An 11,985-nucleotide genomic window follows, 5' to 3' on the forward strand; every position below is an offset into this window, starting at 1 on the left:
TAAAGACATCATTTAGTCTTCAGCGCTATTGTCTTCTTCAATAATTTGAATCGGTTTAGCTTTGCGGCGTATAGGTGCATCACCTACGTCAACACTGGTGATAAAGCGTTTATCACGTTTGGGCGCCGTTTTAGGTTTTTTAGTCGCTTGAGCCGTATTTTTTGCCGCGCGGCCTTGTGGGGCACTACTTATTTTGCCTGCACCTGGCTTATCTTTAAGGCCACTGAATTTAGCTTCCATGCCCTCAATCACTGTGGGCTCAAAGTTTTTACGTAAAAACAGCTGCACTTTTTTAAAGCTGTCCCAGTCTTTAGGGCCCACAAAAGAGATGGCATCACCTTTAGCGCCCGCACGACCGGTACGACCGATGCGATGGACGTATTCTTCAGCAAACTTTGGCATATCAAAGTTAATTACTAATGACACGTTTACTAAATCTAACCCACGTGATGCCACATCTGTGGTGACCAATATTTGCGATTGACCACGAGCAAATTGATCCATGATTTGATTACGCGCAGATTGCTTTAAATCACCGCTAAGCGCTGATGTCGCAAAACCTTGCGAGGCAAGTAACGTGGCTAAACGGTCTGTGTCGGAGCGGGTTGCTGTAAACACTATGACTTGCTTGTGTGCTTCCTGGGTTAAAATATGCTGCAATAGCGCTTGTTTATGGTCTAAATGGTCAACCAAAATAATGCGTTGTTCAATGTCTTTATGTTCTGAATATGACTCACCAATTGACACGTGGTTAGGTGATTTGAGTAACGTGGCAGCTATGTCGTTGATGCTGTCATGATCTAACGTGGCAGAAAACATCAAGGTTTGACGTCGTTTATGATCGGCTGCGTCATTGATTGCTTTTAACTGTGGCGCAAAACCAAGGTCAAGCATGCGGTCTGCTTCGTCAAGTATCAATAACTCCAGCCCATTTAAAAACAAGTGGCGCTGCTGTAAGTGGTCTGCAATACGACCTGGCGTAGCCACAATAAAATGGGGATCTTTTGCCAAAGCTTTAGCCTGATCGTTAAAGTTTTCACCGCCTAAGACGCTAATGGCCTTGTACTGAGTGTTAGCCACAAGTAAACGCAGTTGGCCGTATACTTGTTGTGCCAGCTCGCGTGTGGGCAATAAAATCAGTACTCGCGGGTCTTTTTTAGACAAAGCTCGAGTTGAGATAACCCGTTGCATGGCCGGTAATAAAAATGCCAGGGTTTTTCCCGAACCGGTTTTAGACGAAGCCATTAAATCTTTACCAGATAAGGCAATGGGCAGAGCTTGCGCTTGAACATCGGTAGGCGTGGTAATGCCAAGGTGCTTTAAACTGTCAAGCAGGCGCTTGTCCAACTGAAAATCGGTAAATTGCAAAGGTAAATCCCCTAAAAAATGTAAGCCAAGGATTATAGCTGTTTCACTGTGCTATAGCCAACAAGAGTCGCTTTAGTTATGCTATTTTTTAACATCTTTTATTTGCTTAGTATGTGCAAATTTATGATGTTGATTGAATGGTAATGATGCCTCGTTTAAAAGGAATAAACATGACACAACCTACCGTAGGATTAGTGCTAGGCAGCGGAGCCGCAAAAGGCTGGGCACATATTGGGGTGTTAAATGGTTTAGCATCGTTAGACATTTACCCAGATAAAATTGCGGGTTGTTCTGTTGGTGCGCTAGTAGGCGCGGCTTATGCGAATGAGCATTTAGCTGAACTTGAAACCTGGGTGAGTGGTTTTTCAAGCTGGGACGTACTTGGCCTGATGGATTTAGGCTGGCGTAAAGGTGGTTTAATCAGTGGCCAAAAAGTATTTGATGTATTGGCCAATCGTATTGGCGATCTTAATATTGAGCAATTAAAGAGGCCATTTGCGGCCGTGGCAACCGATCTCTACTCTGGTCAAGAAATATGGTTTAGAGAAGGTAATTTACGCCATGCCGTGCGGGCATCTTGTTCAATGCCAGGTTTTTTACCTCCCGTGCAACAAGATAATCGTTGGTTAGTTGATGGTGCCGTCGTAAACCCTGTGCCGGTTTCGTTATGTCGTGCCATGGGCGTCGATATAGTGATAGCGGTTGATTTAAATGGTCATCGTCGCGGTCATATGCACATGTTGCCAGAGCAATTGAAAAGTCGCGAACCTAAGAAAGCTCAACCTATCAATGAGAAGCCTCAATTAGAGTCAGGTTTTATGGATTTATGGGGTAAGGGTAAGGATTACATGAGTGGCCTCACTGACAAGTTTTCCCTTGGTGGCAGCAAATCTCACCCTGGCATGATTGCGGTGATGTCGCAGTCAATGGACATTTTAGAACAAAGACACAAACGCTCACGATTAATGGGGGAACCACCTGATATTTATATCGTGCCTGATGTGGTCGATATTGGCACCATGGAGTTTCACCGAGCCAAAGAGGCCATTAAAGCCGGTGAGGCTGCAGTGCAAGATATTGCTCACTTGCTCAAGGCGACGTTGTCGAGTCGTAATAGCAATATATAACGACGCCTAAATCTAAAACGGCTTAAAACCTCCTGAGTGGCCATGTATTAATATCTTTGGCAGGCCTATGGCCTGCTGCTTACCATTTAAGCCTAAGTTGACTGAGCTAAATGCAATTTTACTGTTATACCAAACAGACTACTTTCTTATGATCTGGATCAAAGACGCCTAGGCCATAATAGCGCCTAATACACAGCATATAGTGTTAAATTTTTATGCTGCATCGATATATGGTGTTTTTGCAGTATTCACAAAAGGTGAATTGTATGCTGGTTGTGGTTAAAAGGGATGGATGCCGGACTGGGTTTGATGTTAATCGGATCAAAGATGCGGTGTTAGCTGCAATGGATTCTGCGGGGCAAGCAGATGAGCAATATGCACTTGAATTAGCTAAAACGATTCAAATGCAAATGGCCGAACGCAAAGAAGTAGATATCCATGAACTGCAAGATGCGGTCGAAAATTTACTCATGTCTGGGCCATATAAATCTGTTGCTCGCCATTATATTGAATATCGCCACGACCGTGATAAACACCGTGAAGCGCAAAGCAAATTAAATTGTGCGATTCGGGGGTTAGTGGAGCAGTCTGACAGCGCGATTTTAAACGAAAATGCCAATAAAGATGCCAAAGTCATTCCGACTCAACGGGACTTGCTAGCCGGTATCGTGGCCAAGCATTATGCCAAAACCCATTTGTTACCTAAAGAGGTGGTTGGTGCACATGAAAAGGGCGAAATCCATTATCACGATTTAGACTATGCGCCTTTTTTCCCAATGTTTAACTGCATGTTAATTGATTTAGCAGGCATGCTGACCCACGGTTTTAAAATGGGAAATGCTGAAATTGACACCCCTAAATCGATCTCTACCGCGACAGCCGTCACTGCGCAAATTATTGCCCAAGTGGCGAGCCATATTTATGGTGGCACAACCATTAACCGTATCGATGAAGTGTTAGCTGAGTTTGTGCAAAAGAGTTATCAAAAGCACCTTAGCGTTGCTAAAAAGTGGCAAGTAGCAGACGAAGAAGGGTTTGCGATGACGCAAACAGAAAAAGAATGTCACGATGCCTTCCAGTCTCTAGAGTATGAAGTGAATACTTTGCATACCGCCAACGGGCAAACACCCTTTGTGACCTTTGGTTTTGGCTTAGGTACCTCATGGGAATCGCGATTAATTCAAAAGTCGATATTGACTGTTCGTATGGCTGGTTTGGGGAAAAACCGTAAAACCGCGGTGTTTCCTAAACTGGTTTTTGCAATTAAAGACGGGGTAAACCATAAAGCCCAAGACTGTAATTACGACATTAAAAAGATGGCGCTCACGTGTTCAAGCATGCGCATGTACCCCGATATTTTAAATCATGAACAAGTGGTAAAAGTCACGGGCTCATTTAAAACTCCAATGGGATGTCGCTCATTTTTGGGTGTTTATGAAGAAGACGGTCAACTCGTACACGAAGGGCGCAACAACCTAGGGGTGGTGAGCTTAAATTTACCGCGTATTGCGTTAGAAGCGGGTAATAATGAGCAACGCTTTTATCAATTACTTGATCAACGCTTATTAATTGCTCGCAAGGCGCTTGATACCCGTATTGCGCGTTTAGAAGGGGTTAAAGCACGCGTAGCGCCGATTTTATACATGGAAGGTGCATGCGGTGTGCGCCTAAATGCCGATGATGACATTAGCGAGATTTTTAAACATGGCCGTGCGTCTATTTCATTAGGCTTTATTGGGTTACACGAAACCATTAATGCCATTTATGGCCACGATAAGCATGTGTTTGATGATGCCGCTTTACGTGAAAAAGCGGTGGCAATTATCAGTAAACTTAAGCAAGCCACTGACGCGTGGAAACAAGAAACCGGTTACGGCTTTAGCTTATACAGCACCCCAAGTGAAAATTTATGCAGTCGTTTTTGCCAGCTTGATACCGCGCAGTTCGGGGTTGTTGCAGGGGTGACCGATAAAGGGTACTACACCAATAGTTTTCATTTAGATGTTGAGAAAAAAGTGAACCCGTTCGATAAAATTGATTTTGAACAACCTTATCCCGCAATCGCCAATGGTGGGTTTATTTGCTACGGCGAGTACCCCAATATGCAACATAATATTGAAGCATTAGAAAACGTGTGGGACTACAGCTATAGCCGTGTGCCTTATTACGGCACCAATACACCAATTGATGAGTGTTATGACTGCGGCTTTATCGGCGAGTTTAATTGTACCAGCAAAGGGTTTGTGTGCCCTAAATGTGGCAACCATGAGCCCAGTAGAGTGTCGGTTACTCGCCGGGTATGTGGTTATTTAGGCAGCCCAGATGCACGGCCATTTAACTTTGGCAAACAAGAAGAAGTTAAACGCAGAGTGAAACATTTGTAATGCATTACAGTGCTTATCATAGTGTTGATGTGGTAAATGGTGAGGGCACCCGCTGCACCTTATTTGTCAGCGGTTGCGAGCATGCATGCAAAGGATGTTATAACCAAAGCACTTGGCGAGCAGATGCTGGCCATTTGTATATTCAAGCGCTTGAAGACCAAATTATTGCTGATTTAAATGATGAGCGTATAAAGCGGCGTGGATTAACCCTAAGTGGTGGCGATCCGCTGCATCCGGTGAACATAAAGACCATACTTCAGTTAGTCAAAAGAGTGAGATGCGAATGTCCTACAAAGGACATTTGGCTTTGGAGCGGTTATCAACTTGATGAACTCAATGAGCAACAAATGCAAATCATCAAACTGGTTGATGTATTGATTGACGGTAAGTTTGAACAAGATAAAGCCGATCCCACGCTATTATGGCGTGGAAGCAGCAATCAAGTTGTTCATCGTTTTAAGCGGGAGTGATCCCAAGGTTTTTGCGATAGCGCTGGGTTCTTTTCTTTATGTTAATTTGGTCAAGCACTAGGCTCCACAATGGTGAGTCGTTTGTTTGCGGTAGTTGGCCTTTGCTCATTCGTCTTAACTGGCGTTTAATGATGGCCATTGTAGCAAGACCTGCGAGTGGTTTGCTTTGCCAGTTTACGTTTGGTATTGCCGGCGCAAACTCTGCCTGAGTTTGCCAGATGTTTGGTAAATGAGGACAAAAGGCTAGGGCGCTAGCCATGCCGCATAGGGCAAAGCCTGTATTAATGACTTGTTCTGCAACGGCTTTACGGCGTATTCCGCCAGTGAGCATTAATGGAATGGGCGAGCGGCCAACCAATTGCTGGGTAAGTGTTAAAAAGTAAGCTTCTCGGGCGAGGGTGCGCTCATCTGCGCTTCTTCCTTGCATTGCCGGTGCTTCATAGCTGCCGCCAGACAATTCAACCATATCGACACGATATTGGGCTAATAAGTTGATCACTTTTTCGGCATCATCTATATCAAAGCCACCGCGCTGAAAATCGGCAGAGTTTAGTTTCACGGCAATATCAAATTTATCACCACACTGCTGCCTCACCTGTTTAGTGATTTCAAGTAATAATTTTGCTCTATTTTCAAGGCTTCCGCCCCATTCGTCGGTGCGTTTATTGGTGAGCGGAGACAAAAATTGTGCCAGTAAATAGCCGTGGGCGGCATGGATTTGTACACCGTCAAACCCGGCTTGCTTGGCTAAACTTGCCGTGGTTACAAAACGATGAATAACATCAACAATATCATCGTGAGTCATGGCTTGTGGCTTGGAGAACATTGACGAGTGCTTGCCTAAATCTAATGCGATAGGCGATGGTGCTAAATTTTTACCGCCCATGGCTTTAAACACTTGTCTGCCAGGATGATTAATCTGCATCCATATTCTTGCTTGGTGCTGTTTGGCGATTTGTGCCCATTGTGTAAAAGGAGCAAGGTCACTACCCGCCTCGAGAGCAACCCCTCCAGGACCTGTCATGGCATAACGATCGACCATCACATTTCCTGTGATCATTAGGCCAATGCCACCCTTAGCCCAAGACTGATAAAGTGAAAATAATGCCGAGTCTGGTTGCTGAGCCCCATTAGCGAGGTTTTCTTCCATTGCTGCTTTTACTAGGCGATTAGGAATGATTGCCCCATTGGGTAATGTGTATGCTGTGTATAGTGTGTCAGCCATAAAATAATGTCCTTGTGTACGGTACTCGTTTATTTATTCACGTAATGTGGTTATAGCGATAGTGTGTCAAGCGTGAGGGTATTTTATCCTCATTCGCATTATCTGAATGCATCGAGTCTTTTTAAGGCATTGCGATGCAGTAATGGCGCTGCCTTTAAATGAGCATAAAACAGACTCAAAGAGGCTGGGGCATTCCTTTGAGGCTGAGTTAAAAGAGCTAACACTGTATGGCGTGACTTCGAAATAGAACCATTTGGGCCAACCATTCGCTGCAAAAACAACCTTGAAAGTTAGTTAACCTCAGCTCTGGATAACAAACGCCTTTCAAGCAGTCCTTTGCCTTCCTCACTGCGTTGAATTAACTTGCAATAGGCTAGCTATTGACGCGTTAATTCGTCTTGTTAGCAAAACAAATCACAAGCTTGACAGTGGATTTTAGTCAATCTATTGATTTATATCGTTATCAATACATCTCTTATCCAGAGTTGAGGTTAGTTATTCAGTTATTTGCCTTGTTTAAGCTTTTTTACACACTCGCTGTGCCCTCACTGATTAACGTGTGTCATGTTTGGTAAACAAGCAAAAAAACACCGCAGTATCGCGGTGTTTGTTAATACGCAATGTGATGACAAATACCTTAAATTCGGTATGTGACAGTCAGTTTTGCATTTCGTTCTTCGCCAGGAAGACCGCCCAAAAACATGGCTTTTTCGTAGTAGGATTTATTGAACAGGTTATTCAAGTTTAATTGAATTTTATAGCGCTCAACATCGTAGCTTATTGCCGAATCAACAACGGTATAGCTAGGAACATAACCATCAGGAATACCAAACGAGCTTGAATTTGTGCTGCGTTCGCCCACATGTTCAGCCCCAAGGCTTATCGAGATAGGAGCCGGTAAACCAAACTCGGCAGCGTATGTCACCCAAGTGCTTGCGGTAACGTACGGCACACCTTTTTGGTGCTGACCATAATCGCTACTGTTTGGATTTTGGTTGTCTCTGGCGTCTTGGTAAACCGCGTTAACATTGACTTTCCACTGCTCACTTAAATAGGCGTTTAAGTCGATTTCGACCCCTTCGGTGTCTTCGCTGCCATCGTAAAAGTAAGGCTCTACATCCGGTGTGGTGCCGCTGCTGTCGTAATCTGGATTACTGTAGGCGATATTGGTGCGCGATGACTTGAAAAATACCAATGATGCCAGAAGTTGATCTTCAAATGCTTTAAAGCGCACGCCTAAATCGTTACTGATTGATTCAGAATCGTCTCGATCCGCTTCTGTACCTGTTACATCACCTAAGACACTGTATGCAGTACGGCCTTTTGAGTGGTTAACAAATATCGATATATCATCTGTTGGCATGTACGTTAAGCCAAGGTTGTAGGTAATACCGTTGTCTGTGGTATCTGCTTCTGGTTGAGGTTCTGCAAGGCTACTACTGTAGCGAGCGTCAACACCAAGATGCTGATAAGTTTGCTTAATTTCGTTAAAGGCAACACCCACTCGGCTGGTAAAGCCTGCCCCTAAATACCCCACATGCTGTACCCCAAGACCCCATGCACTGACAGATTTGTTGTAATTGCTGGTGACCAGTGGGTCGTAATCTTCAAAATCACCTTCTGCCCAGTTAGGATCTCGTATGTCGTAAATATAAGGGAGTGTACCCTGGTAGCTGACATTACCACTGCTGTCTTTAAGGACATAGTCGGCATCCCAAATCGAAGATTGTTTAAAGTCGATGGTGCGATCTTCAAAGTTGGCATTGACTAATAATTCGTTTTCAATGTTACCAATGTCAAAGTCGTAACGAAGATCGGCAAAATATTGCCAAGATTGTTCATCTGCCGTGACTTTTCGGTACTCTTGGCGACGTGCGGCATAAGGGTACAATATGTCATCTTCTACGAGTGGGGCGCGAGGATTGGCATTTATCACTCCGCTGCGTTGCCAGTAAACATAGTTGTATGCCCCAGTTTGACGAGCAAAACCAGTTTCATAATTACGGTATTGCAATTGTTGGTTCAAAAACAAGTTATCTGTTAAATAAATATTATGGGTTAGCTTAAAACGAAGCTCTTCGCTTTCGTTGTCTTTTGCCATTGGAGAAATTAAGCCATTATGACCAAAGTCGTAAGGGGTTTGGCCATCGTTAGCGCTAAGTGAGTTGGCTAATTGTTGACGTTGTTCATCTGTAAGCTGTACGCCGCTGCTTGTTGGGTCATTAACAAGATCTTCCCAGCTCACTTCTGCGGCGGTTTTTCCGTCAACCGATGCGGCATTATAAATACGTATTGGGTGACCAATAGAATCAACCGGAATTGCGTCGTTAATATAAGCGGTAGATAACATTAGATTTTGATTATCATCTAACACAAATTTGAGTGAGCCGTAGACTTCATCTCTGTCTGTGCCAAGATCTCTATAGCCGTCACTGCGAGCACTTTTCGCGACAATACGATAAGCAACATCATCTGTGATGCCACCCGTGCTGTCTGCCATCATAGAATAAGTGTCCCATTGTCCTACTTCTGCTTCAATGACATGTTTGCTGACAAATTCTGGTTTTTTCTCAATTAAGTTAATCACACCGCCAGCGCTGCCCATACCGTATAAGCCTGTTGCCGGGCCTTTTAATACTTCAACAGAGTTAACGTTTGTTAGTGAGCGGGTAGGGTTAAAGGTGTTACCAAGGCCCGCGCCACCGTACATGCCATCATAAGTGTAGTTGGCTCCTAAACCGCGGATGACAAGATTATCGCCGATGCCATAGTTATTGCCCGCCTGAGTAACGCCACTAATATTACGTACTAAATCTTGCATATTGCTAATGCCTTGGGCATCAATTAAGGCTTCGTCGACAATGACAACCGCAGCAGGTGTTTCCATTAACGACATGTCTGATTTTGTCGCTAAACCTGAGTTCATTACAACCTGGTTTTGACGGCCGTATACTGTAATGCGCTCATATTCTTCACTTGATTGTACCTTTGTACTGGACTCTGCAGGAGATTGAGCGTGTGCATAAATTGGAAACAAAATACTGTTGCAAGCTAGAGCAAGCAAAGATAGACGAAGTGTTGTCATAATATGGATACCTTTGTTGAAATTGTTGCGAATGATAATGATTATCATAAATATTGCAATGTAATTTACGTCAAATAGCGAGCTAAATAACACTTGTTGGCGTGTTTGAGTTTTTTTTAATCATATTGAGGTAACAGCATGCTTAAACGCTGAAAAATGATGAGCATCGCTTTTTTATGGTTGAGTTGATTTCATCACATTGGTTCTATTTTTTTGGGGGTGCTTTCTCATCTATGCAGGGCGCAAACAATGATAAAATGACTGATGGGGCGATATATGCGTGGTTTGGTTGTCGCATATTAGGTGGGTTTGGGTATATAATCTGCCTCCGAAAAGGTGTTGTGAGGGATAGCATAGCGTCGCCTCTTCAATAACACACCAACGCATTTAAGGTAACCAAATGAATTTAAAGCAAGAACTGCAAACATTAAATGATAAATTAGACAAGTTTCGTCGCAAATTGGCGGCGGCTGAACAACGTGGCGATGCTACCGTTATCATGCAGTTTAAGAAAGAAATCGCGACTGTCACTAAACGTATTGCCAGTGTGAAAGGTCAACAGTCTCGTGAGTTAAGCAAAGAAGGCGTTGCGCTAAAAGCGATGGGCTTTAAGCGTGTCTTAACGAAAGCTGAACAAGCCGATATGGGTAAATTAAATAAATCAGTTAAAGGCTTGGTTGTGGTACATCCTTTAACAGCCCTTGGCCGTGAAATGGGCATTAAAGAAGTGACAGGTTTTGCTCCTGCAAAGTTTTAATATTTTCTTTTACAGTTAGTTGTCGTAAGGTTAATTCATGTCGATAAAATATATCGCAACCTCTAAATTACCTACCCCGTGGGGGGTGTTTGACATGCACGGTTTTGAAGAAACCGCTACAGGTAAAGAACACGTTGCGTTGACATTTGGTCAGCTTGAGCCAACAAAACCTATGTTAGGCCGTATTCATTCAGAATGTCTTACCGGCGATGCTTTGTTTAGTTTACGTTGTGATTGTGGTTTTCAATTACAATCTGCAATGCAAACCATTGCTGAAAAAGGCCAAGGTTTTTTGTTGTATTTACGCCAAGAAGGCCGTGGTATAGGTTTATTAAACAAAATCCGAGCGTACGAATTGCAAGACGCTGGTGCCAATACAGTAGAAGCTAATGAGCGCTTAGGCTTTGAAGCCGATATGCGTAAATACGATATGATTTTGCCTATGTTAAAACATATCGGTGTCGAAAAAGTGAATTTAATGACCAATAATCCACGTAAAGTATTGGCAATGCAAAATGTGGGTATTGAAGTGTCTGAACGCATTCCACTGCAAGTGGGTAAAAATAGGTATAACGAGTCATATTTAAAGACTAAATCAACCGAACTTGGTCATATGATGTCTGAATACCATTTTAACAATGATTAATTCAATCCAATAGAAACGGTATGGTGATGGAGCTAACGCAGCACAACTGTCTTGTGGGGTTATCATCGTATCGTTTTAATTGTTTCGCTTGGCTTGTTTTCACAGTTGTTTTGCTTGCCTCATTACCTTTCCAATTTGCTGTCGCTAACGAAATCAATTCTGAACCCGATGCATCACATTATGCCTTTGCTAATTATTTAGGGAGCGGTATTTATCGTACCGCGGGACAAAGTGCTGCGGTCGTGAATGTGCCGTTAGGTTTTGATCTTGAACAATCAGACAAACACCTTTTAAGGTTACGTTTAGCTGCATCGTTTGGCTTTTTTGACTATTCTTTTAACGATTTGCCCGGGGGTAGTCTGCCTGAAAGCGTTGGTACGTTAACTATTACCCCTGGTATTGAGTATCACTGGTTAGTAGACGAGCAACTGACACTCGAATCCTATATTGATTTGGGTTATGGACATAACTTCTCTACCCACAGCCATGTAGGTATTTATTCAACGGGCTTATCAAGTTTGTATCGTTTTGGTTCTGCCGATTACAGTCCAATTTGGGTGAATCGGATTTACTATGCAGGATACAAAAGCAATCAGAATGACGGCACAGAAGGCTATTCTGTCCTGAAAACGGGCATTGATTTTGGCGTTAATTACGATTGGCACTGGGATGATATTCGGGTTGAGCCACGGTTGTTTGTTGCAGGTCACTGGTATTTTAACCAATTAAAATTTGTTACGCCTCGTGGTAAAGATGTACTGACCTCTTATACCTACGAAGTCGGAACCACGCTGGCTTTTTCTAAACCGATAACACTCGCTGCAATAGGCCTAGACAGCATTGAAATTGACCATGTGGGTTTAAGTTATCAAGTGGGTGGTGGTTTAAAAGTGTGGCGATTAATTTTTGAGTTTCCGCTATAA

At 43.3% G+C, this 11,985-nt stretch carries 9 protein-coding genes; 6 read left to right on the top strand and 3 right to left on the bottom strand.

The features are described 5' to 3' along the window. Positions 1-12: 12 nt before the first annotated feature. Positions 13-1,368: a DEAD/DEAH box helicase gene (locus tag L2703_RS16625; RefSeq protein ID WP_248972189.1), complete on the bottom strand. Its 1,356-nt coding sequence runs from the start codon at positions 1,366-1,368 to the stop codon at positions 13-15. Positions 1,369-1,538: 170 nt separating this feature from the next. On the opposite strand from L2703_RS16625, the gene rssA reads away from it, so the two are divergent. From rssA to nrdG, 3 genes are all read left to right on the top strand, one after another. Next, entirely contained in the window at positions 1,539-2,495 is a 957-nt protein-coding gene (gene rssA / locus L2703_RS16630; protein WP_248972190.1) for a patatin-like phospholipase RssA, read from the top strand. A gap of 266 nt (positions 2,496-2,761) precedes the next feature. Then, positions 2,762-4,879 (top strand): anaerobic ribonucleoside-triphosphate reductase, encoded by a 2,118-nt coding sequence (nrdD, locus tag L2703_RS16635; protein WP_248972191.1) that lies wholly within the window; start codon positions 2,762-2,764, stop codon positions 4,877-4,879. Then, a complete protein-coding gene (gene nrdG, locus L2703_RS16640; RefSeq protein ID WP_248972192.1) occupies positions 4,879-5,349 on the top strand; it encodes an anaerobic ribonucleoside-triphosphate reductase-activating protein in 471 nt (156 codons plus the stop codon). Before nrdD ends, nrdG begins: the two co-directional genes overlap by 1 nt. Here the strand turns inward: nrdG and L2703_RS16645 are convergent. Beyond that, positions 5,336-6,574 (bottom strand): NADH:flavin oxidoreductase/NADH oxidase family protein, encoded by a 1,239-nt coding sequence (locus tag L2703_RS16645; protein WP_248972193.1) that lies wholly within the window; start codon positions 6,572-6,574, stop codon positions 5,336-5,338. The two genes, nrdG and L2703_RS16645, sit on opposite strands and share 14 nt — an antisense overlap. A gap of 637 nt (positions 6,575-7,211) precedes the next feature. After that, complete coding sequence (locus L2703_RS16650; RefSeq protein ID WP_248972194.1) at positions 7,212-9,659, bottom strand: TonB-dependent receptor; 2,448 nt, start codon at positions 9,657-9,659, stop codon at positions 7,212-7,214. 400 nt (positions 9,660-10,059) lie between these two features. Here L2703_RS16650 and L2703_RS16655 point away from each other — a divergent pair, with 400 nt between their 5' ends. The 3 genes from L2703_RS16655 to L2703_RS16665 all read left to right on the top strand — a co-directional run bounded on the left by L2703_RS16655 (position 10,060) and on the right by L2703_RS16665 (position 11,985). After that, a complete protein-coding gene (locus tag L2703_RS16655; protein ID WP_248972195.1) occupies positions 10,060-10,416 on the top strand; it encodes a YibL family ribosome-associated protein in 357 nt (118 codons plus the stop codon). 37 nt (positions 10,417-10,453) lie between these two features. Beyond that, entirely contained in the window at positions 10,454-11,062 is a 609-nt protein-coding gene (gene ribA / locus L2703_RS16660; RefSeq protein WP_248972196.1) for a GTP cyclohydrolase II, read from the top strand. Between the two features lie 110 nt (positions 11,063-11,172). Further along, a complete protein-coding gene (locus L2703_RS16665) occupies positions 11,173-11,985 on the top strand; it encodes a hypothetical protein (protein WP_248972197.1) in 813 nt (270 codons plus the stop codon).

This window comes from Shewanella basaltis, assembly GCF_023283885.1.
GTDB lineage: Bacteria > Pseudomonadota > Gammaproteobacteria > Enterobacterales > Shewanellaceae > Shewanella > Shewanella basaltis.

Bases quoted from the DNA above. Each gene is read 5' to 3' on its own strand.
- rssA (WP_248972190.1), top strand. From the start codon at position 1,539: ATGACACAACCTACCGTAGGATTAGTGCTAGGCAGCGGAGCCGCAAAA.
- nrdD (WP_248972191.1), top strand. From the start codon at position 2,762: ATGCTGGTTGTGGTTAAAAGGGATGGATGCCGGACTGGGTTTGATGTT.
- nrdG (WP_248972192.1), top strand. From the start codon at position 4,879: ATGCATTACAGTGCTTATCATAGTGTTGATGTGGTAAATGGTGAGGGC.
- L2703_RS16645 (WP_248972193.1), bottom strand. From the start codon at position 6,574: ATGGCTGACACACTATACACAGCATACACATTACCCAATGGGGCAATC.
- L2703_RS16650 (WP_248972194.1), bottom strand. From the start codon at position 9,659: ATGACAACACTTCGTCTATCTTTGCTTGCTCTAGCTTGCAACAGTATT.
- L2703_RS16655 (WP_248972195.1), top strand. From the start codon at position 10,060: ATGAATTTAAAGCAAGAACTGCAAACATTAAATGATAAATTAGACAAG.
- ribA (WP_248972196.1), top strand. From the start codon at position 10,454: ATGTCGATAAAATATATCGCAACCTCTAAATTACCTACCCCGTGGGGG.